Consider the following 22760-nt stretch of genomic DNA (forward strand, 5'->3'; position numbering starts at 1 on the left):
GGCCAAGAGGACCCCCCATGTACTGGACAGAGTTTTTGACCGTCGCCCTGATTCACCTGCTGGCCGTCGCCAGCCCCGGCCCGGACTTTGCCGTGGTGGTGCGTGAGAGCGTGACCCATGGCCGTCGCGCCGGCACCTGGACCGCGCTGGGCGTAGGTACGGCAATTTTCCTGCACGTCGGCTATTCGCTGCTGGGCATCGGTCTGATCGTGTCCCAGTCGATTGTGCTGTTTAACGCCTTGAAATGGGCCGCCGCTGCTTATCTGTTGTACATCGGCTTCAAGGCCCTGCGCGCGCAACCGGCCAAACCGCTGGCCGATGATCTGCATAAAGAAGCGGGTGAACGCACCGCTCGCGGCGCCTTCACCTCGGGTTTCGTGACCAACGGTCTGAACCCGAAAGCCACGCTGTTCTTCCTGTCGTTGTTCACCGTGGTGATCAATCCGCATACGCCGTTGGCGGTGCAGGCGGGTTACGGGGTTTACCTCGCAGCCGCGACGGCAGTGTGGTTTTGCCTGGTGGCGATGCTGTTCAGCCAGCAGCGCGTACGCGCCGGTTTCGCCCGCATGGGCCACTGGTTCGACCGGACCATGGGCGCGGTGTTGATCGCCATCGGCGTAAAACTCGCGTTCACCGAGATGCATTGATCTTGTAGGAGCCGGCAAGCCGGCTCCTACAGGTCTGGATGGCAGTTGAATGCTGGCGCAACGCTAGCATTTGCTGAATGTTGCAAATCATTCCTTCGGCTGATTTGGTTGTCATGGAAGGGCACTAGAGTGCCTACTTTCAGTCACGACCGTGCAGTCAGAAAAGGGATTCTTATGTTGCAGACTCGCGTTATCCCCCCAGCCGAAGGCGCTTACCAGTATCCGCTGCTGATCAAACGGCTGCTGATGTCCGGTGCGCGCTATGAGAAAACCCGCGAGATCATTTACCGCGATCAGTTGCGCTACAGCTATCCGACCCTGATCGAACGGGTCGCACGCCTGGCCAACGTGCTGACGGCGGCCGGCGTCAAGGCTGGCGATACCGTGGCGGTGATGGACTGGGACAGCCATCGCTATCTGGAATGCATGTTTGCCATCCCGATGATCGGCGCGGTGATCCACACCATCAACGTGCGCCTGTCGCCGGAACAGATCCTCTACACCATGAATCACGCCGAGGACCGCTTCGTGCTGGTCAACAGCGAGTTCGTCGGGCTGTACAACGCGATTGCCGGGCACCTGACCACGGTCGAGAAAACCCTGCTGCTGACCGACCTGCCGGAAAAAACCGCCGACTTGCCAAACCTCGTCGGTGAGTACGAGCAATTGCTGGCGGCCGCGAGCACGCAATACGACTTCCAGGACTTCGACGAGAACTCGGTCGCGACCACGTTTTACACCACCGGCACCACCGGCAATCCCAAAGGCGTGTATTTCACCCACCGGCAACTCGTGCTGCACACCATGGGCGTGTCGACCATCATGGGCGCCATCGACAGCGTGCGACTGCTGGGCACCAGCGACGTGTACATGCCGATCACCCCGATGTTTCATGTGCACGCCTGGGGCTTGCCATATGTGGCGACCATGCTCGGGCTCAAGCAGGTCTATCCGGGCCGCTACGACCCTGAATACCTGGTGGAGCTGTGGCGCAAGGAAAAGGTCACTTTCTCGCATTGCGTACCGACCATCCTGCAGATGGTCCTCAACGCCAAGGCTGCGCAAGACACCGACTTCGGTGGCTGGAAAATCGTGATCGGCGGCAGTGCATTGAATCGTGCGTTGTACGAAGCCGCCAAAGCCAAAGGCATTCAGTTGACCGCCGCGTATGGCATGTCGGAAACCGGCCCGCTGGTTTCCTGCGCGCACCTCAACGACGAGTTGATGGCCGGCACCGAAGACGAGCGCACCACGTACCGGATCAAGGCCGGCGTGCCGGGGCCCTTGGTGGAGGCGGCAATCGTCGACACCGATGGCAACTTCCTGCCCGCCGATGGCGAGACCCAGGGCGAACTGGTCCTGCGTGCACCGTGGCTCACCGAAGGCTATTTCAATGAGCCGCAGAAGGGCGCCGAGCTCTGGGCCGGGGGCTGGCTGCATACCGGTGACGTGGCGACGCTGGACAGCATGGGCGTGATCGACATTCGCGACCGGATCAAGGATGTGATCAAGACCGGTGGCGAGTGGATTTCCTCCCTGGACCTGGAAGACCTGATCAGTCGCCATGTAGCGGTACGCGAAGTAGCAGTGGTGGGCATTGCCGATCCGCAGTGGGGCGAGCGCCCGTTTGCCTTGCTGGTGATCCGTGAGGGCCATGTAATCGGGGCCAGGGAACTCAAGGAACACCTCAAACCTTTTGTGGAACTGGGGCACCTGAGCAAGTGGGCCATCCCGAGCCAGATCGCCCTTGTTACTGAAATTCCCAAGACCAGTGTCGGCAAGCTCGACAAGAAGCGGATTCGCCTCGACATCACTGAATGGCAAGCCAACAACAGTACCTTCCTCTCGACGCTTTAAGCGCCTCCCGGCGTGCCCGAAATGGCACGCCAGCCCCACCAAGCAAGCGCTTGGCTTGTGAAATCCTGAATTTCAGCCATCCTTCCCGTGCCGACAGGTGTCGGCCTGGCGAAGGACTGTTCCAGAGTGGTCGGCAGCTGCAAATCACACTTTAGAGGGATCAAGCACTACTACCTGCTGGCTATAGTCCGCTCAAGGATTTTTAAGAACGGGGCACACGCACAAAACGGGGCGATGCAACTTTGGAGTGAATTCGGAAAGCCTTGGCTTCCGGTCAACCACAGCGTTTTTAAAAATACTCACTGCCATAACAATAATGCACATGGAGTAGCGTCGATGACATCAGTAAACCAGTTCTGGCGCCGGGCAAAACTGCCTCTGGCTGTCAGTCTTGCCTCTTCGCTCGCCGGGCCCGCATTCGGCGTCAGTTTCAACGTTGGTGAAATCGAAGGTCAGTTCGACTCATCCCTGTCGGTCGGTGCCAGTTGGTCTACCGAGAGTGCCAACAAGAACCTCATCGGCGCGAACAACGGCGGCCACGGTCTGTCCCAGACCTCTGATGACGGTCACTTGAACTTCAAGAGCGGGGAAACCTTCTCGAAGATCTTCAAGGGCATCCATGACCTTGAATTGAAATACGGCGACACCGGTATCTTCGTCCGGGGCAAATACTGGTATGACTTCGAACTGAAGGACGAAGACCGTCCGTTCAAGGACATCAGCGACAACAACCGCAAGGAAGGCGCCAAGTCCTCCGGCGGGCAGATTCTCGACGCCTTCATCTACCACAACTATTCGATTGCCGATGAGCCGGGTTCCGTGCGTCTGGGCAAGCAGGTCGTGAGCTGGGGTGAGAGTACGTTCATCGGCGGCGGTATCAACTCGATCAACCCGATCGACGTTTCCGCGTTCCGCCGTCCAGGTGCCGAGGTCAAGGAAGGCCTGATCCCGGTCAACATGTTCTACGTGTCTCAGAGCCTGACCGAGAACCTGTCGACCGAAGCGTTCTATCAACTGGAATGGGACCAGACCGTTACCGACAACTGCGGTACGTTCTTCTCGCAACCGGACGTGATTTCGGACGGCTGCGACAACAACCTGGCCGTACTGCGGACCCGTAATGGGCTCAACAACTCTTTGGCGGCCGCTCGTTTGCCAGCCGGGGCGCGTAGCGCTGTTCTCAACACGCTGGCGGCAAGGGGCGTGAACTGGGGTAGTCCGGATGAAGGCGCGATCGTTCGTCGCGGTCCGGATCGCGATGCGCGTGACAGCGGTCAGTTCGGCGTGTCCTTCAAGTACATGTTCGAGCCGCTGGACACCGAGTTCGGTGGCTATTTCATGAACTACCACAGCCGTGCGCCGATTTTTAGTGGCAAAGGCGCTCCTGCGAGTGCCTATGACGGACGGGCACTGGGCACCGCACTGGGCGGCGCACTGGTTGGCGCAGGTATTCCGCCGGCCAACGCGGGTGCCATCGTGGGTGGCCAGAGAGGTCTCGCTGCACAGTTGTTGCCATTGCAAGTGGCGGCAAACTCCAGTTACTTCGTCGAGTACCCGGAAGACATTCGCCTGTATGGCGTCAGCTTCTCCACCACGCTGCCTACCGGTACCGCGTGGAGCGGCGAATTCAGCTATCGTCCGAATGCACCCGTACAGCTCAATACCACCGATATCCTTTATTCCGGCCTGACCCCACTGGACCCTCGCGTCTCTGTACTGCAAGGACGGCCAGGCGCGGATCAACATGGCTATCGTCGCAAGGAAGTGAGCCAGCTGCAGACGACCTTCACCCACTTCTTTGATCAGGTGATGGGTGCTGAGCGACTGACCCTGGTGGGCGAGGTTGGCTGGACCCACGTCGGCGGTCTGGAAAGCACGTCGAAAGCGCGTTACGGTCGTGACCCGAGCTACGGCCCAGGCCCATTGCCAGGCGGTCAGTGCCAGGCATTGAACGCTTCGACCCTGGCGGGTGGAGCGCAAAACAACGTCAGCCGCTACTGTGAGAACGATGGCTTCACCACCACAGACTCCTGGGGTTATCGCGCTCGTGCCATCTGGGACTACAACAGCGTATTCGCCGGTGTAAACCTCAAGCCGAACATTGCCTGGTCCCATGACGTGAGCGGTTACTCGCCAGGCCCTGGCGGCAACTTCGAGGAAGGTCGCAAGGCGGTCAGCCTGGGTCTCGATGCCGAGTATCAGAACACCTACACCGCGTCCCTGGCCTACACCAACTTCTTTGACGGCAAGTACACCACTGTGGATGACCGCGACTTCGTTGCGCTCAGCTTCGGCGTGAACTTCTAAGCACTGTATTTTCAGGACGAACACACCTATGAAAACAACAAAGAGTCTGTTCCACGCTGGATTTCTGGGGCTAACGCTGCTGGCGACCAGCGTGATGGCAGCGGTCCCTGCGGCCGAAGCGGACAAACTGGGCAAGAGCCTGACGCCGATGGGCGCCGAGATGGCGGGTAATGCCGACGGTTCGATTCCGGCCTGGAAGCCGTTGCCGAAAAACGCCGGCGCTGTCGACAGCAAAGGTTTCCTGGCCGACCCGTACGCCAGTGAAAAGCCGCTGTTCACCATCACTGCGCAGAACGTCGACCAGTACAAGGACAAACTTGCCCCGGGCCAGTACGCGATGTTCAAGCGCTACCCGGAAACCTTCAAGATGCCGGTTTACCCGTCCCATCGCGGCGCGACCGTGCCGGATGACGTGTTCGCTGCCATCAAGAAAAACGCCACGGCCACGGAGCTGGTATCCGGCGGCAACGGGTTGAAAAACTTCGAGACAGCCGTACCGTTCCCGATTCCAAAGACCGGCATTGAGGTTATCTGGAACCACATCACCCGCTATCGCGGTGGCAGCGTGACCCGTCTGGTGACTCAGGCCACGCCGCAGCCGAACGGCTCGTACAGCCTGGTGTACTTCCAGGATCAGTTCGTATTCCGCGACAAGATGAAGGATTACGATCCGGCGAACCCGGGCAATATCCTGTTTTACTTCAAGCAGGAAGTGACCGCGCCGGCACGTCTGGCCGGTGGTGTGCTGCTGGTGCATGAAACCCTCGACCAGGTGGCGGAACCGCGTTCGGCGTGGGTCTACAACGCCGGTCAACGTCGTGTGCGTCGTGCGCCACAAGTGTCCTATGACGGGCCGGGTACTGCGGCGGACGGCTTGCGTACCTCTGACAACCTGGACATGTACAACGGTGCACCGGATCGTTACGACTGGAAACTCGAAGGCAAGAAGGAGATGTACATCGCCTCCGACAGTTACAAGCTCGACGATCCAAAGCTGAAGTACGCCGACATCATCAAGGCCGGTCACATCAACCAGGACCTGGCTCGTTACGAGCTGCGCCGGGTCTGGCATGTGGTTGCAACCCTGAAGGAAGGTCAGCGTCACATCTACGCCAAGCGTGACTTCTATATCGACGAAGACACCTGGCAAGCAGCGGTCATCGATCACTACGACGGTCGTAACCAACTTTGGCGTGTGGCGGAAGCTCACTCCCAGAACTACTACAACGTTCAAGTGCCGTGGTACACCCTGGAAACCCTGTACGACCTGCAATCGGGCCGTTACCTGGCGCTCGGTATGAAGAACGAAGAGAAATCGGCGTATAACTTCGGCTTCACCGCCACGACCAGCGACTTCACACCGGCGGCATTGCGTCAGTCCGGGGTCCGATGACCTGAACTGAACAGAGGCCGCATCCTCGAAAAAAAGCCCCGACTGGTTCGGGGCTTTTTTTGTTCGTAGACTTTTTGTAGCCATTTGTAGCAATAACCTTCAATACCTCTTCGTTTACCGCTAGTCTGCGGAGATCTGCAACGCCGCCAACAGCAATTCAAACAAGAGCCGGCCATGACTGATCTGTCCCCACTCCCGGGCCCTGCAAGCGTTGCCGCGGCGACATTGGACGGGCGTTTTTTTCGGCCTCCGCTGCCCGACGGCCATGTGCTGCGTCCTCGTTTATGCGAGCGCCTCAGTGCCGGACTCGGCGGCAGGCTGTTGCTGGTCAGCGCACCGGCGGGGTTCGGCAAGAGTTCATTGGCGGTGGAGTTCTGTCAGGGGCTGCCGGCTCACTGGCAAAGTCTGTGGCTGGGTTTGAGTCCGCGGGACAACGATCCCGGCCGTTTTCTCGAGCGACTGCTCGAAGGTCTTCAGGACTATTTTCCGCAGTTGGGCAGGCAGTCTTTGGGCCTGCTGAAAATGCGCCAGCGGCATCAGCCGTTTGCTTTTGAGGAATGGCTGGACGGTTTGCTCGATGAGTTGGCCGTGCACCTGTTGCCGACGGCGCCACTGTTGTTGGTCCTCGATGACTACCATCTGGCCCAGGGCCCGGTACTCGATCGTTGCCTGCAGTTTTTCCTCAATCACCTTCCCGACGGCTTGTTGGTGATGGTCACCAGTCGCCAGCGTCCGGACTGGCATCTGGCACGGCTGCGACTGTCACGGCAGCTGCTCGAGTTGCACGAGCAGGATTTGCGCCTGACCCACGATGAAGCGTTGACCCTGCTCGATCGGCACAGCAGTTTGTTGCGCGGCGAAGCACTGGAAAACCTGATCCAGCGCAGCGAAGGCTGGGTTGCCGGCTTGCGTTTCTGGTTGCTGGCGGCCTCCGAAGCGGGCTCCGATGGTGCGTTGCCCCAGTCCCTGCACGGTGGGGAAGGGCTGATTCGCGATTACCTGCTCGAAGAAGTCATCGATTGTCTGCCTGCCGAGGTGCAGTCGTTCCTGTATGACACGGCCCCTCAAGAGCGTTTTTGCAGCGAACTGTGCGATGCCGTTCGCGAAGCCCATGACAGTGCCGAGATCCTGCGTTTTCTGCTGGCGCACCAAGTGTTCCTGGTACCGCTGGATGAAAATGGCCACTGGTACCGCTATCACCATCTGTTTTCCGACCTGCTGCGCACCCGGCCAACCTCACAGGCAATGGTGCCGGCGGCCAGCCTGCACCTGCGTGCCTGTCGCTGGTTCAATGCTCAGGGGCTGCTCGATGAAGCCGTGGAGCAGGCGTTGCGCGCCGGTCATCTGGACGTCGCGGCCAACCTGGTGCAGAACCTTTCGGAAGAGCAACTGCTGGCTGAACAGAACGTCGGCATGTTGCTGCGCTGGAAAATGGACTTGCCCGACAGCCTGCTGATCAGCACGCCACGGTTGATCGTGCTTTACAGCTGGGCATTGGGGCTGGCCTGTCAGCTCGATGCTGCCGAAGAATTGGCCAATCACCTGAGCCGCTTCCTGCCGGCCCCGTCCGCCACCGCGCAGAAATCCATGCTGGCGCAATGGTTGGCCTTGAGCGGGATCATCGCCCGCGGGCGCGGCAACCGCGAATTGACCCTGCTGTATTGCACTGAAGCGCTGGAGAGTCTTCCGTCCAAGCGTTACGGTCAGCGCCTGATGTGCCTTTCAACCCTGTCCAACCTGGCCATTGCCGACGGCGACTTGTGGCGGGCACGCGGCCTGAACCGTGATTCCCTGGAGCTGGCGCAACGGGTGGGCAATCCATTGTTCGAAGCGTTGGCCCATTACGATCGCGCCCGGGTGTTGCAGGCGCGAGGGGAGATCCTGCGTTCGCTGGATGAAGTCCGCCAAGGGCTGCAACGCCTGCAAGGATTGTCGCCGCAACGGCTCTATGCCGTACGCGCCCGATTGACCTTGTACGAGGGTTTTCTGCTGGCCCTGCGCCTGCAACCACAGACCGCGCGGCTGCGTCTGCAGGCCGGTTTGGCTGAGGCCCGCGCCTGTCGCGACATCAGTGTCCTGATCGGCCATTGCGTGATCGCCCGGCTCGAAGGCAGCAGCGGTGAGTTTGCCAAGGCGTTTGCCGAACTCGCCGAAGCCGAACGGCTGATGCACATCTGGGACGTACCACCGATCTACTATCTGGCGATGATCACCCTGGTCAAATGCGAACTCTGGCTGGCTCAGGGCCGTACCGATCTGGCGGAAGCCTGGCTAGCGCGATTGGGCCAGACCTACAATGGCGAACGGCCGGCGGCGCCCCCGGAATTCCATCCGCAACTGCCGCTGCATATCGAGTTGCAACAGGCGTTGCTCGATGTCATACAAGGACAGCCAATGCTGGCCGAGGGCCGGTTGAATGCCTTGCTCGAGCATGGTCAGCAAACCGGTCGGCAACTGCTCTGCGTGATGGCGCTGACGCAGAAAACCGAACTGCTCCTTGCGCACAACCGTGAGCCTGAAGCTCGTCAAGCTTTCGCTCAATCCCAGGAAGCGGCCAGCGGCGGCGCGTTGCAGCCTTTTGATGGTTTGTTGAGCAAATACCCCGACTGGCTTCGCGAGCAACTGCAGAACTGCGCAAAAGCGGCGGTTTCGCAGAGCCTTTCAGAACGGCTCCCCCTTGTCGCCGCGCGCATTGTCCCGGAGCCCTCACAAGCCTGCGAACAGCTCAGTTCCCGAGAGCTGTCGGTTCTGAAACTCATTGCCCAAGGCTGCTCGAACCAGGAAATCAGCGATCAGTTGTTCATCTCCCTGCACACCGTTAAAACCCACGCCAGCCACATCAACAGCAAGCTTGGCGTTGAGCGGCGTACGCAGGCCGTGGCGCGGGCGAAAGCCTTGGGCGTGTTGGGGTAACCGGGTTTAGCGTGCACTTACCAATGAACAACGCCCCGAACCAGTCGGGGCGTTGTTCATTTGGTGCGCCAGGCATGACGCGTTGCGCGTACGCGCAACCCGTTTGGCTGTGGTTGCCTTTTACTCGATCGCTATTGTCACGCTACCAAATCATGGCTGCTGAAGCTGTTGACGCCCACCAACTGGATTTCGAAGTCCGCCACCAAATCGCCATTGACGTTGCCATAAAGCACATGGTCGACGAAACGTAATTGGCCGGCCCCCGTAAAGTCGTTCGAGTCGATGAACGTGAACTTGTTGACCCCGGCACTCAAGAGGTTGGCATCGAATTTCGAGAAATCGAGTTTGTCGCCGTCCAGGCTGCTGAAGTCTGTGATGACGTCACGCAAGCCGCCTTTGCCCATTTCGTTCAGAGCGTTGAAGACAAACCGATCAGCGCCCGTACCACCGGTCAACGTGTCGGTACCCAGTCCGCCGATCAGTGTGTCATTGGCAGCACCGCCGTCCAGCACATCGTTCCCGAGCCCGCCATTGAGGAGGTTGTTGCCGTCGTTGCCGATCAGCACATTGTTCAGGGCGTTGCCGATGCCGTTGAGGTTATCGCTGCCGGTGAGGGTCAGGTTTTCCAGGTTGGCACCGAGGGTGTAGCTGATCGAAGCCATCACGGTGTCGATTTCGCCCGCCAGGGTGCTGGTTTCGCTGACGACGTCCTTGAGGTTGTCGACGACGTAAGTGTCGTTGCCGGTGCCGCCGACCATCCTGTCGGCGCCGAGGCCGCCGTCGAGCACGTTGTTGCCGCTGTTGCCGAGCAGGATGTTGTTCAGGGCGTTGCCGGTGCCGTTGACGTGGGCGCTGCCGGTCAGGGTCAGGTTTTCGACGTTGGCACCAAGGGTGTAGTTGATCGAAGCCTGGACGGTGTCGACTTCGGTCAGCGAAGTGCCGGTTTCGATCACGTTATCGCCGATGTGATCCACCACATAGGTGTCGTTGCCGGCCCCGCCGATCAAGGTGTCCGCACCCGCGCCGCCATTGAGGATGTTGGCGGCGGCATTGCCGGTCAGGGTGTTGGCCAGTTCGTTGCCGGTGAGGTTCACGGCGGCAGCGCCGAGCAACAGGGCGTCTTCGACATTGGCCGACAGGCTGTAGCTGACCGAGGCCTTGACCAGATCGCGGCCTTCGTCGGCCAGTTCGATGACTTTGTCACCGACGTTGTCGACGATGTAGACATCGTCGCCCGTGCCACCGCTGAGGCTGTCCGCCCCGAGACCGCCGTCCAGCCAGTCATTGCCGGCGCCGCCTTGCAGGACATTGATGGACGCGTTGCCGATCAGGGTGTTGTTCCAGTCGTTGCCGATCACGCTGAAGGCCCCGATGCCGGTGACGGTCACGTTCTCGACGTTGAGCAGGTTGTTCTGGCTCAGGTCGATCACGCTGGTCGACGCCTTGGCGGCGTAGGCGACATAGAGTTGGTCGGTGCCGTTATCGGCGTCTTCCTGTACCCGCGCCAGTTCCGCAGCCTGATCAAGGTAATAGGTGTCGTTGCCACCGCCGCCGATCAGCGTGTCGATGCCGAGCCCGCCATTGAGGAGGTTGTTGCCGTCGTTGCCGATCAGCACGTTGTTCAGGGCGTTGCCGGTGCCGTTGAGGTTATCGCTGCCGGTGAGGGTCAGGTTTTCCAGGTTGGCACCGAGGGTGTAGCTGATCGAAGCCATCACGGTGTCGATTTCGCCCGCCAGGGTGCTGGTTTCGCTGACGATGTCCTTGAGGTTGTCGACGACGTAAGTGTCGTTGCCGGTGCCGCCGACCATCCTGTCGGCGCCGAGGCCGCCGTCGAGCACGTTGTTGCCGCTGTTGCCGAGCAGGATGTTGTTCAGGGCGTTGCCGGTGCCGTTGACGTGGGCGCTGCCGGTCAGGGTCAGGTTTTCGACGTTGGCACTGAGGGTGTAGTCGCTCGATGCCAGGACAATGTCGATTTCGGTCAGCGAAGTGCCGGTTTCGATCACGTTGTCGCCGATGTTATCCACCACATAGGTGTCGTTGCCGGCACCGCCGATCAAGGTGTCCGCACCGCCCATGCCGTTGAGCACGTTGTTCAGCGCATTGCCGGTCAGCACATCGTCAAAGGCCGAGCCTGTGGCGTTTTCGATTTTCGCGCCGTAGGCAATTGCCAGGCCGTCATTTATGAGCGTCTGATTCACCCCATCGATGAATGCCTTGCCGATCTGGCTGAATGCGCCCTCGTTGAGGTTCAGGTTAACGGCGGCCAATTGGTTGCTGGCGTCGATCGTGTCGTTGCCGCCCGCATCCCAGATAGTCTGAAACACCGATTGGTCCGGTGCCCAGCGATAGACGTTGTCACCGGTTTGCCAAAGCATGTTGGCGCCATACATTTTCTGGATGACAAGAATATCCAGCAGCATCGGCGTAGTCGGCTGATAGGAGTACGTGTTGCTGTAACTCATGATCGTGAAATGTGAATCGTCGAGCAGGGGATTGAGCACCGTGCTGTTGGATTGGCTCGCTTCGAAGGGATGCTTCAAACCCAGGGCGTGACCGATTTCATGCACAAATGTCATGAAGTCATAGGTGCCTTTGACGGGGTCCGGGTTGTTGGTCGTCGGTCCGATCCAGACATCCCCGCCCACAGGAGATCTGTCGGGGTAGTAGCCCCAGGCAGCGGTTTTGTCATCCATCCCGGCGTAGCCGCCGAACCGCAAGTCTCCAGCGCTGACGGCATTGTCAGTGACCTGAGTGAACTTGAGATTGGCTACGGCGCTCCACGCGCCCAGTGCGGTTTTGACAGCGTCTTGCTGGGCAAATGTCAGAGCGAAACTGTTCCGGTACTCTTGTTCGGCGCTGTAGTTGGTGGCGAAGAATGACCCGCCAGGCGTGATGAAGCTATAGGTCAGATTAGTCGTGGAGACATTACCTTTCCATGTGGGACTCAGCCATTGGGAGCCGTAGATCAGGCTGTCGATCTGTTGGTTACCAGTCAAAAAAGTGGGGAATGTAAAAACGTAACCAAGAGGCGTCGACATCTGAAAATCCTGAGTGGGCTGCGACCCTCCTACAATGTGGCCGCTACAAGAAAGCAATTTTGTACCAGAAACAACGCCAATTGATATCACATAGCCATTGTTTTTTCTTAATTGGCGTCAAATAAGTGGCGGGTATTCGCTGTATCGGCACCTCATGTTGAAGCCTGAGGAAAAGCAGACTGATATTCTGTTGAAAATCGAATCGTCAGGACTTTCCATGAACCTCCCAAGCCCCGCGCTAATCCGCGAAACCTTCCCCGTCGGCCCGTTGCAGTGCAACTGCACGATCATCGGCGATCCAATTTCCAAAAAAGCCATCGTGGTCGATCCGGGTGGCAATCATGAATTGATTCTGGCGCGGCTCGATGCTCTGGGCCTGAAGGTCGTCAGCATCATTCACACCCACGCGCACCTGGATCATTTCCTGGCCTCCGGTCAGTTGAAGGAAAAAACCGGCGCCACCCTGCACTTGCACAAAGAAGATCAGTTCCTCTGGGACAACCTCGAGATGCAGTGCCAGATGTTCGGTGTGCCCTATACGCCAGTTCCCTCGCCGGATCGCTGGTTGGCCGACGATGAAGAACTCGCCTGCGGCTGCGGCGTGGCGCTGCATACGCCAGGTCACACGCCGGGTTCAATGAGCTTTTGGTTTTCAGAGGCTAAGCTGCTGATTGCCGGTGACACCCTGTTTCGTCGCGGGGTAGGGCGTACGGATTTGTGGGGCGGCGATCAGGCGACCATCGTGCGTTCGATCAAACAGCGCCTGTACACCCTTGATGAAGACGCAACGGTGGTAACCGGGCATGGTCCGGATACGCGTCTGGGCGATGAAATGCGCGACAACCCATTTGTGCGGGCTTAAGAATGATCAACGGAATTTTTCTCGCCTGAAATGATCCAACGCCCGCAAAGATCCAATGCCTAAGTCCGTTGCACCCCAGAATGCAAAAACCAGGAGTTCTTCATGTTCACCAAGCAGCGTTTGATTATTGTCGCTACGGCTGTGGCCTTGCTGTCGGGCTGCGCCTCGCCTAACCCATACGACAACCAGGGGCAGGCCGAGGGTGGTTCCACGGGCATGAGCAAAACCGCCAAGTACGGTGGCCTCGGTGCCCTGGCCGGTGCATTGGCCGGCGCAGCCATTGACCACAACAACCGTGGCAAAGGTGCGCTGATTGGCGCCGCCGTGGTGGGGGCTTCGGCTGCCGGTTATGGCTACTACGCCGACCAGCAAGAGAAAAAGCTGCGCGCCAGCATGGCCAACACCGGTGTCGAGGTGCAGCGCCAGGGCGATCAGATCAAGCTGATCATGCCGGGCAACATCACGTTCGCCACCGATTCGGCGAACATCGCCTCCAGTTTCTATCAGCCACTGAACAACCTGGCGGGTTCGCTCAAAGAGTTCAGCCAGAACCAGATCGAAATCGTTGGCTACACCGACAGTACCGGCAGTCGTCAACACAACATGGACCTGTCCCAGCGTCGTGCGCAGAGCGTGGCGACTTACCTGACGTCCCAAGGTGTCAGTGGTGCCAACCTGTCGGCGCGCGGCGCCGGGCCGGATAACCCGATTGCCAGCAACGGCGACGTCAATGGCCGGGCACAGAACCGCCGCGTCGAGGTCAACCTCAAGGCGATCCCGGGCCAGCAGTATGGCGGTCAGCAACAGCCAGGTACGGTTCAGCAGTACCCATAATTGTCTGACTGAACTCCAGGCGTAAAAAAACCGCCCGATCCTCAACAGATCGGGCGGTTTTTTTTGTCGCCAGAACAAGCGATGAACACTTCAGTACCGAAAAAGCCCCCGGACAATCACTCGTCCGAGGGCTTTTTTGCATCGCGCGAAACCTGATTACTTCTTCAGGCCGTAATGCTCATCAAGCATGCCCGGCGCGTTCGGGGCTTTGGGGGCGTAGTCGCGAGGCGGCTCCTGATTACGCGGTGGTGTCAGGCGTTCCCGTGGGGCCGCTGCCGCATCGGCGTGCAGCGAAGCCAGCAAGCGTTGGCGGGTCTGCTCGTCCAGGGCCAGGCGGTTGGCACCCTCGGCAAGATGATCCTGCACTTCCTGATAGCTCTGAGTCAGTTTCTTGACCAGGTTTGCAGTGCTGTTGAAGTGGGTAACCACCTCGTTCTGATAACTGTCGAAACGTTCCTGAATGTCATCCAGCTGACGTTGCGTGCTGCTGGGCGCGGCGTTCGGCACCAGGCGAGCAATCAGGAATCCAATGGCGACACCCACAACCAGGGCAAGAGTCGGCAACAACCAAACTAAGAGCGAGTGTTCCACGAGTCCTTCCTCTATAAACGGCTTTGCTTTACGTTAACGGCTCGAACCTGCGCTGTATACCGCGATTCACTCGCAACACATCGGCACAGACAATTTGCTAGACGAGTCGACCCGATTCGAGGTCACGGAGTTCCTTCCTTGCTTATGCGCGAAACCCCTGTAGTGATTGATGGCCCGGTCGGTCAACTGGAAGCTCTTTACCTGGATATCGAGCAGCCGCGCGGCATCGCGCTGATCTGCCACCCGAACCCGGTGCAGGGCGGCACCATGCTCAACAAAGTGGTCTCGACCCTGCAGCGCACCGCGCGCGATGCCGGTTTGATTACCTTGCGTTTCAACTACCGTGGCGTCGGTGCCAGCGAAGGTGCGCACGACATGGGCACCGGCGAAGTCGACGATGCTCAGGCGGCCGCCGCATGGTTGCGGGCGAAACATCCTGATTTGCCACTGACGCTGTTCGGTTTTTCCTTCGGCGGATTTGTTGCCGCCAGTCTCGGCGGACGCCTGGAAGAGAAGGGCGAGCAGCTCAAGCATGTGTTCATGGTCGCGCCAGCGGTGATGCGCCTGGGCGATCAAGATCAATTGCCGCGGCAAGGCGAGTTGACCTTGATCCAACCGGAAACCGACGAAGTCATCGACCCGCAAGCGGTCTACGACTGGTCCGAGAAACTCGATCGCCCCCATGAGCTGCTGAAAGTGGCAGAATGCGGACACTTTTTTCATGGCAAGCTGACCGATCTCAAGGATCTGATCCTGCCGCGTCTTTCGAATTGATTGCAGTCTGACAAGCGATTACCCATGACGACTCGTACCCGTATCCTCACCGGCATCACCACCACCGGCACGCCGCACCTGGGCAACTACGCCGGCGCCATCCGCCCGGCGATCCTCGCCAGCCGCGACAGCAATGCCGATTCGTTCTACTTCCTGGCCGACTACCACGCCCTGATCAAATGCGATGACCCGCTGCGCATCCAGCGCTCGCGTCTGGAAATCGCCGCGACCTGGCTGGCCGGTGGCCTGGATGTGGACCGTGTGACGTTCTATCGTCAGTCCGACATCCCTGAAATCCCCGAGCTGACCTGGCTGCTGACCTGCGTCGCCGCCAAAGGTTTGCTCAATCGCGCCCACGCCTACAAGGCTTCGGTGGACAAGAACGTTGAAACCGGTGAAGACCCGGATGCCGGCATCACCATGGGCTTGTACAGCTATCCGGTGCTGATGGCCGCGGACATCCTGATGTTCAACGCGCACAAGGTGCCGGTCGGTCGTGACCAGATCCAGCACGTGGAAATGGCCCGCGACATTGGTCAACGCTTCAACCACCTGTTTGGCCAGGGCAAAGAATTCTTCACCATGCCCGAGGCGCTGATCGAAGAAAGCGTCGCGACGCTGCCCGGCCTCGACGGTCGCAAGATGTCGAAAAGCTACGACAACACCATCCCGTTGTTCAGCAGCGCCAAGGAAATGAAGGACGCCATCTCGCGGATCGTCACCGACTCCCGCGCGCCGGGCGAAGCCAAAGATCCGGACAATTCGCACCTGTTCACGCTGTTCCAGGCCTTCGCCACCCCGGCGCAGTCCGACGAATTCCGCAGCGAACTGTTGCAGGGCCTGGGTTGGGGCGAGGCGAAGAATCGCCTGTTCCAGCTGCTCGACAGCGAATTGGGCGAGTCCCGCGAGCGTTATCACCAGCTGATCGAGCGCCCGGCGGATCTGGAAGACATCCTGCAAGTCGGTGCGAAAAAGGCTCGCTCGGTGGCGACACCGTTCCTCCACGAACTGCGTGAAGCGGTGGGCCTGCGTTCTTTCGTTGCTCAGACTCAGGTCGCGGCGACCACCAAGAAGAAAGCCGCGAAAGCCGCGCGTTTTGTCAGCTTCCGCGAAGACGACGGCAGCTTCCGCTTCCGTCTGCTGGCGGCCGATGGAGAGCAATTGCTGCTGTCGCGCAACTTCGCCGATGGTAAAACCGCCGGTCAGGTGACCAAGCAACTGCAAGCGGGCCAGCCATTGGACGTGCGCAGCGAAGACTTGAGCTTCAGTGTCTGGCTGGAAGGCGAGTGCGTTGCCGATAGCCCGGCCTTCGCCGACAGTGCCGCTCGCGACGTCGCCATCGACGCCCTGCGGATTGCGCTGACACCGGTTCAGGAATAATCAACGGCTCGGCCCGACCAAGGGCTGATTGCCATTCCTGCGGGCCGTCGCTACAGTGACGGCCCGTTTTTGTTGCCTTGCTAACGAATTATGACGCCCCTAGAACGATATCAAGCTGATCTGAAACGCCCGGAATTCTTCCATGACGCCGCGCAGGAAACTGCCGTGCGCCATTTGCAGCGCCTGTACGACGATCTGGTCGCCGCCTCGCAGAGCAAACCGGGCCTGCTCGGCAAGCTGTTCGGAAAGAAAGAGCAGGCGCCGGTCAAGGGCCTGTATTTCTGGGGTGGCGTAGGCCGCGGCAAGACCTACCTGGTCGACACCTTCTTCGAAGCGTTGCCGTTCAAGGAAAAGACCCGCACTCACTTCCACCGCTTCATGAAGCGCGTGCACGAAGAGATGAAGACCCTCGGCGGCGAGAAAAACCCGCTGACCATCATCGCCAAGCGCTTCTCCGACGAGTCGCGAGTGATCTGTTTCGATGAGTTCTTCGTCTCCGACATTACCGACGCGATGATCCTCGGTACGTTGATGGAAGAGCTGTTCAAGAACGGCGTGACCCTGGTCGCGACGTCCAACATCGTGCCGGACGGCCTGTACAAGGACGGCCTGCAACGCGCACGCTTCCTGCCGGCCATCGCGCTGATCAAGCAGAACACCGAAATCGTCAACGTCGACAGCGGCGTCGATTACCGTCTGCGTCACCTCGAGCAAGCGGAGCTGTTCCACTTCCCGCTCGACGAAGCGTCCCACGAAAGCCTGCGCAAGAGCTTCCGCGCCCTGACGCCGGAATGCACGGCAGCCATCGAGAACGATGTGCTGATGATCGAGAACCGCGAGATACGTGCCTTGCGCACCTGCGATGACGTGGCCTGGTTCGACTTCCGCGAACTGTGTGACGGTCCGCGCAGCCAGAACGATTACATCGAGCTGGGCAAGATCTTCCACGCCGTGTTGCTCAGCGGTGTCGAGCAAATGAGCGTCACCACCGACGACATCGCCCGACGCTTTATCAACATGGTCGATGAGTTCTACGACCGTAACGTGAAGTTGATCATTTCCGCTGAGGTCGAGCTCAAAGACCTCTACACCGGCGGTCGCCTGAACTTCGAGTTCCAGCGTACCCTCAGCCGTTTGCTGGAAATGCAGTCCCACGAATTCCTGTCTCGGGCGCATAAGCCGTAGGACGTTTTCGGAAAATAAAAAAGGCCTGCAGATGCAGGCCTTTTTTATGTGTCGACACAATCTCGAACTCACGACAGGTCCTAGGGGAGCGGGCTTGTCCGCGATAGGGGCGGCACATCCAGCATTGATGTGTTTGTCGCACCGCCATCGCGGGCAAGCCCGCTCCCACAGGGATTTGTGTTCTTTTTGAGCGTTTATGCCGCTTGCTGAAACTGCTGTCGATACTGGTTCGGCGACAATTCAGTGTGCTGGCGGAACAGTCGAGCGAAGAAGCTCGCATCGTCATACCCGACTTCATAACTGATGGTCTTGATGCTCTTGCGGCTGCCGGACAGCAAGCCCTTGGCCGTTTCGATGCGCAGGCGTTGCAGGTAATGCAGGGGCTTGTCGCCGGTGGCGGTCTGGAAGCGGCGCATGAAGTTGCGGATGCTCATGCCGTGCTCGCGCGCGACGTCTTCGAAGCGAAACTTGTCGGCGAAGTGTTCTTCGAGCCAGTGCTGGATCTGCAGGATGATCACGTCCTGGTGCAGCTTCTGCCCGCCGAAACCGATGCGTCCCGGCGAATAGCTGCGCTGCACTTCATAGAGAATGTCGCGGGCCACGGCCTGGGCCACGTTGGCACCGCAGAAGCGTTCGATCAGGTAGATGTAGAGATCGCACGCCGAGGTCGTGCCGCCGGCGCAATACAGGTTGTCGGCGTCGGTCAGGTGCTTGTCCTGATTGAGATAAACCTTCGGGAAGCGCTCGGCAAACGCATTGAAGAAACGCCAGTAAGTGGTCGCTTCCTTGCCATCGAGCAGCCCGGCTTCGGCGAGCCAGAACACCCCGGTAGCCTCGCCACAAAGTACCGCGCCGCGAGCATGTTGCTGGCGCAGCCACGGCAGGACCTGTGGGTAACGTTGGCAAAGGGTTTCGAAATCGTCCCAGAACGCCGGGAGAATGATGACGTCAGCGTTTTCCAGGCCGCCGTCCACCGGCATGATCACATCGCTGAAGCTGTTGACCGGTTTGCCATCCGGGCTGACCAGCCGCGTTTCGAACGCCGGTGTCAGGCCCTGGCCCAGTTGTTTGCCGTAGCGCAGGCTGGCCAGATGGAAGAAATCCTTGGCTTGCATGAGGGTGGAAGCGAAAACCCGGTCGATAGCCAGGATGCTGACGCGCCGCAAGGGCGTGGAGACTTGGTTAGACATAATTCAACTTTATTCTTATAGGGGAAAGTGGTCACCAGACGGCTGGATCGTCTTATTTTTTGTCTGATGTGTCCAGTGTCCTGTATCGGAAGCGAGGCTTAGTCTCTGCAGGTCTACTTCTTCTAACAATAACGACAGGTGCCGCATGATCCCCAGAACCTTGTTCAGTTCCGAGCACGAACTTTTTCGCGACAGCGTGCGAACGTTCCTCGAAAAAGAGGCTGTGCCGTTTCATGGGCAATGGGAGAAACAGGGTTATATCGACCGCCAACTCTGGAACAAGGCGGGGGAGGCCGGGATGTTGTGTTCGCATCTGCCAGAAGAGTACGGCGGGCTGGGAGCGGATTTTCTCTACAGTGCGGTGGTGATCGAAGAGGTGGGTCGACTGGGGCTGACCGGGATTGGTTTTTCCCTGCATTCCGACATCGTCGCGCCGTACATCCTGCATTACGGCAGCGAAGCGCTGAAACACAAATACCTGCCAAAACTGGTGTCTGGCGAGATGGTCACCGCGATCGCCATGACCGAGCCGGGTGCCGGTTCCGACCTGCAAGGGGTGAAAACCACGGCAGTGCTTGACGGAGACGAATACGTGATCAACGGTTCGAAGACGTTCATCACCAATGGCTATCTCGCGGACCTGGTGATTGTCGTGGCCAAGACCGATCCGAAGGCCGGCGCGAAGGGCACCAGTCTGTTTCTGGTCGAGGCCAATACGCCGGGCTTCGCCAAGGGCAAGCGCCTGGAAAAGGTCGGGATGAAGGCGCAGGACACATCGGAGCTGTTCTTTCAGGACGTTCGGGTGCCCAAGGAAAACCTGCTGGGCCAGGCCGGGATGGGGTTTGCGTATCTGATGCAGGAATTGCCGCAGGAACGTCTGACGGTTGCGGTAGGCGGGCTGGCGTCGGCTGAGGCTGCGCTGCAATGGACGTTGGAGTACACCCGCGAGCGCAAGGCGTTTGGCAAAGCGATTGCGGATTTCCAGAACACTCGCTTCAAACTGGCGGAAATGGCGACTGAAATCCAGATTGGCCGGGTCTTCGTCGATCGCTGCCTGGAGTTGCACCTGCAAGGCAAACTCGATGTGCCGACGGCGGCGATGGCCAAGTATTGGGGGACGGACCTGCAATGCAAGGTGCTCGACGAGTGCGTGCAGTTGCATGGCGGCTATGGGTTCATGTGGGAATACCCGATCGCTCGGGCGTGGGCGGATGCGCGGGTGCAGCGGATTTATGCCGGGACTAACGAAATCATGAAGGAGATTATCGCCAGATCGCTTTAATTTGCCGTGATTGGGCGGACACCATCGCGGGCAAGCCCGCTCCCACACGGGGTCTGTGACCGATCGCCATGTTGTGATCGACACACAGCCTTGTGGGAGCGGGCTTGCCCGCGATTGGGTCTAAAGGTCAATCAAGGCGCCGGGTTCGGGTGATCCTTGTGAATCGCCTCAATCCCCGCCAGCACTTCATCGGAAAGTTTCAGCTCGAAGCTGGCAATGTTGCTGTCCAGCTGTTCCAACGTCGTCGCGCCGATGATGTTGCTGGTCACAAACGGCTGTTGCGTCACAAACGCCAAGGCCATTTGCGCCGGGTCGAGGCCGTGTGCACGGGCCAATGCCACATAACGGCTGCACGCTGCTTCCGACTGTGGATTGAAATAGCGGCTGAAGCGGCTGTAGAGGCTCAGGCGGCCTTTCGGCGGGCGCGCGCCACCTTCGTACTTGCCCGACAGGAAACCGAACGCCAGCGGCGAATAGGCCAGCAGGCCGCATTGCTCGCGGATGGCGATTTCCGCCAGGCCGACTTCGAAGCTGCGGTTGAGCAGGTTGTACGGGTTCTGGATGGATACCGCACGCGGCCAGCCACGGGCTTCGGCCAGTGCCAGGAAGCGCATGGTGCCCCACGGCGTTTCATTGGACAGGCCGATGTGGCGGATCTTGCCGGCCCGGACCTGTTCGTCCAGCGCTTCGAGGGTGTCCTCCAGTGGGGTCAGGTTCGCTTCGCTCTTGTGTTTGTAGCCTAACTGGCCGAAGAAGTTGGTGCTGCGCTCTGGCCAGTGCAACTGATAGAGGTCGATGTAGTCGGTCTGCAGGCGCTTGAGGCTGGCGTCCACGGCTTCGGTGATGTGCTGGCGGTTGTGGCGCAGGTTTTTGTCGCGGATGTAGTCGATGGTGTTGCCGGGGCCGGCGATCTTGCTGGCCAGGATCCAGTCGGCGCGATCACCGTGGCTTTTGAAGTAATTGCCGATGTAGCGCTCGGTGGTGGCATAGGTTTCGGCTTTCGGTGGTACCGGGTACATCTCGGCGGTATCGATGAAATTGATCCCGGCGCTTTTGGCCCGCTCAATCTGTGCGAAGGCTTCAGCTTCACTGTTTTGCTCGCCCCAAGTCATGGTTCCGAGGCAGATGGCGCTTACGTTCAGATTGGTTCGGCCTAGCTGGCGATAGTCCATCGTGTGCTCCTTGGGCAAAACAATCATAAAAGCAGGTTGAAATATTTTTCGCAATCTGCATAATTGCGCACCTCTTTCTGCAGTGGAAGTGATGCGCCGCCGCCGAAGAATCTTGCCGTTGAACGGACGCGCCGACCCGAGCCCCCGAAAGCGTCTGTATCCGGCTGCCTTTGACTTGTCAAAGTACGCACTATTCAGTAAGATCCGCCGTCTAATTTACAGGGCGGCCCCTGAGGCTATAAAGAATGAAAACTTTTACTGCTAAACCGGAAACAGTACAGCGCGACTGGTTTGTCGTCGACGCTGCAGGTCAGACCCTGGGTCGTCTGGCCACCGAAATCGCGAGCCGTCTGCGTGGCAAGCATAAAGCTGAGTACACTCCTCACGTTGACACCGGCGATTACATCGTCGTTATCAATGCCGAGCAGATTCGTGTAACCGGTGCTAAAACCACCGACAAGATCTACTACTCCCACTCCGGTTTCCCGGGCGGCATCAAGTCGATCAACTTCGAAAAGCTGATCGCTAAAGCCCCTGAGCGCGTGATCGAGACCGCGGTCAAAGGCATGCTGCCTAAGAACCCGCTGGGTCGCGACATGTATCGTAAGCTGAAAGTCTATGCGGGCGCTGTACACCCTCATACTGCTCAGCAGCCCCAAGAACTGAAGTTTTAACGGAATAGTTCATTATGTCGGCGACTCAAAATTACGGCACTGGCCGTCGCAAGACCGCAACCGCACGCGTTTTCCTGCGTCCGGGTACTGGTAACATCTCGATCAACAACCGCTCCCTGGATAATTTCTTCGGCCGCGAAACTGCCCGCATGGTAGTTCGTCAGCCGCTGGAATTGACCGAGACAGTTGAGAAGTTCGACATCTACGTCACCGTTATCGGTGGCGGTGTAAGTGGTCAAGCTGGCGCAATCCGCCACGGTATCACTCGCGCTCTGATGCAGTACGACGAAACCCTGCGTGGCGCTCTGCGCAAAGCTGGCTTCGTTACTCGCGATGCTCGTGAAGTTGAACGTAAGAAAGTCGGTCTGCGTAAAGCGCGTAAGCGTCCGCAGTACTCGAAGCGTTAATTCGCTTTCTCGTTCAAAAAAAACGCCCAGTTTCCTCACGGAGCTGGGCGTTTTTTTATGGGCGCGATTTATCAAAGAATTGCTCTGTGACAACTTGCCACATCCGCAGAGCCCCTATACTGCAAGGCTTGGCAGTGGAGCCCTTCGGTAATTACCTTGTCAGAATTGGGGCTTTTCATTACCATTCGGCAAAATTTTTATAAGTACATAGTTTTACTTAGTAGATGCCTGATTTAACAGGCCACAAAGCTGAT

17 protein-coding genes are annotated in these 22760 nt (G+C 58.9%); 13 read left to right on the plus strand and 4 right to left on the minus strand.

From position 1 onward, the window contains the following. Positions 1 to 17 precede the first annotated feature (17 nt). The 5 genes from F8N43_RS16320 (at position 18) to F8N43_RS16340 (ending at position 9117) form a co-directional block, all read left to right on the plus strand. Positions 18 to 647: a LysE family translocator gene (locus tag F8N43_RS16320; protein WP_150633108.1), complete on the plus strand. Its 630-nt coding sequence runs from the start codon at positions 18 to 20 to the stop codon at positions 645 to 647. A gap of 174 nt (positions 648 to 821) precedes the next feature. Next, positions 822 to 2504, plus strand: coding sequence for a fatty acid--CoA ligase (locus F8N43_RS16325; RefSeq protein WP_150633109.1), 1683 nt, complete (start codon positions 822 to 824; stop codon positions 2502 to 2504). 336 nt (positions 2505 to 2840) lie between these two features. Beyond that, entirely contained in the window at positions 2841 to 4811 is a 1971-nt protein-coding gene (locus F8N43_RS16330; RefSeq protein WP_150654040.1) for a DUF1302 domain-containing protein, read from the plus strand. A gap of 28 nt (positions 4812 to 4839) precedes the next feature. Further along, positions 4840 to 6204 (plus strand): DUF1329 domain-containing protein, encoded by a 1365-nt coding sequence (locus tag F8N43_RS16335; RefSeq protein ID WP_150633111.1) that lies wholly within the window; start codon positions 4840 to 4842, stop codon positions 6202 to 6204. 174 nt (positions 6205 to 6378) lie between these two features. Then, a complete protein-coding gene (locus F8N43_RS16340) occupies positions 6379 to 9117 on the plus strand; it encodes a LuxR C-terminal-related transcriptional regulator (RefSeq protein WP_150654041.1) in 2739 nt (912 codons plus the stop codon). Between the two features lie 137 nt (positions 9118 to 9254). On the opposite strand, the gene F8N43_RS16345 is transcribed toward F8N43_RS16340, so the two are convergent. After that, positions 9255 to 12155, minus strand: a complete 2901-nt coding sequence (locus F8N43_RS16345) for a M10 family metallopeptidase (RefSeq protein ID WP_150654042.1) — start codon at positions 12153 to 12155, stop codon at positions 9255 to 9257. Positions 12156 to 12372: 217 nt separating this feature from the next. On the opposite strand from F8N43_RS16345, the gene F8N43_RS16350 reads away from it, so the two are divergent. Then, positions 12373 to 13017, plus strand: a complete 645-nt coding sequence (locus tag F8N43_RS16350) for an MBL fold metallo-hydrolase (RefSeq protein ID WP_150634732.1) — start codon at positions 12373 to 12375, stop codon at positions 13015 to 13017. Positions 13018 to 13119: 102 nt separating this feature from the next. Further along, on the plus strand, positions 13120 to 13851 hold the full coding sequence (locus F8N43_RS16355; protein ID WP_150634731.1) for an OmpA family protein: 732 nt from the start codon (positions 13120 to 13122) through the stop codon (positions 13849 to 13851). A gap of 156 nt (positions 13852 to 14007) precedes the next feature. Here F8N43_RS16355 and F8N43_RS16360 read toward each other — a convergent pair whose 3' ends face one another. Further along, on the minus strand, positions 14008 to 14442 hold the full coding sequence (locus F8N43_RS16360; protein WP_008025941.1) for a YhcB family protein: 435 nt from the start codon (positions 14440 to 14442) through the stop codon (positions 14008 to 14010). A 144-nt stretch (positions 14443 to 14586) separates the two neighbouring features. Here F8N43_RS16360 and F8N43_RS16365 point away from each other — a divergent pair, with 144 nt between their 5' ends. From F8N43_RS16365 to zapE, 3 genes are all read left to right on the plus strand, one after another. Then, the gene (locus F8N43_RS16365) at positions 14587 to 15216 is read left to right on the plus strand and encodes an alpha/beta hydrolase (RefSeq protein WP_150634730.1); all 630 of its coding nucleotides are present in this window, start codon (positions 14587 to 14589) and stop codon (positions 15214 to 15216) included. A gap of 24 nt (positions 15217 to 15240) precedes the next feature. Beyond that, positions 15241 to 16596, plus strand: coding sequence for a tryptophan--tRNA ligase (locus F8N43_RS16370; protein WP_150654043.1), 1356 nt, complete (start codon positions 15241 to 15243; stop codon positions 16594 to 16596). Positions 16597 to 16686: 90 nt separating this feature from the next. Next, positions 16687 to 17781 (plus strand): cell division protein ZapE, encoded by a 1095-nt coding sequence (zapE, locus tag F8N43_RS16375; protein ID WP_017340705.1) that lies wholly within the window; start codon positions 16687 to 16689, stop codon positions 17779 to 17781. A gap of 194 nt (positions 17782 to 17975) precedes the next feature. On the opposite strand, the gene F8N43_RS16380 is transcribed toward zapE, so the two are convergent. Continuing rightward, positions 17976 to 18872 carry a GlxA family transcriptional regulator gene (locus F8N43_RS16380; protein WP_191623776.1) on the minus strand — a complete coding sequence of 299 codons (897 nt, stop codon included), beginning with the start codon at positions 18870 to 18872 and terminating at the stop codon, positions 17976 to 17978. Positions 18873 to 19116: 244 nt separating this feature from the next. On the opposite strand from F8N43_RS16380, the gene F8N43_RS16385 reads away from it, so the two are divergent. Beyond that, entirely contained in the window at positions 19117 to 20253 is a 1137-nt protein-coding gene (locus F8N43_RS16385) for an acyl-CoA dehydrogenase family protein (protein ID WP_150634726.1), read from the plus strand. A gap of 131 nt (positions 20254 to 20384) precedes the next feature. Here the strand turns inward: F8N43_RS16385 and F8N43_RS16390 are convergent, their stop codons facing one another. After that, positions 20385 to 21425, minus strand: coding sequence for an NADP(H)-dependent aldo-keto reductase (locus F8N43_RS16390; RefSeq protein WP_150633469.1), 1041 nt, complete (start codon positions 21423 to 21425; stop codon positions 20385 to 20387). A gap of 245 nt (positions 21426 to 21670) precedes the next feature. On the opposite strand from F8N43_RS16390, the gene rplM reads away from it, so the two are divergent. After that, a complete protein-coding gene (gene rplM, locus F8N43_RS16395) occupies positions 21671 to 22099 on the plus strand; it encodes a 50S ribosomal protein L13 (RefSeq protein WP_007905295.1) in 429 nt (142 codons plus the stop codon). A gap of 14 nt (positions 22100 to 22113) precedes the next feature. Then, a complete protein-coding gene (rpsI, locus tag F8N43_RS16400) occupies positions 22114 to 22506 on the plus strand; it encodes a 30S ribosomal protein S9 (protein ID WP_002555064.1) in 393 nt (130 codons plus the stop codon). Positions 22507 to 22760 lie beyond the last annotated feature (254 nt).

The organism is Pseudomonas fluorescens, assembly GCF_902498065.1.
GTDB lineage: Bacteria > Pseudomonadota > Gammaproteobacteria > Pseudomonadales > Pseudomonadaceae > Aquipseudomonas > Aquipseudomonas fluorescens_BJ.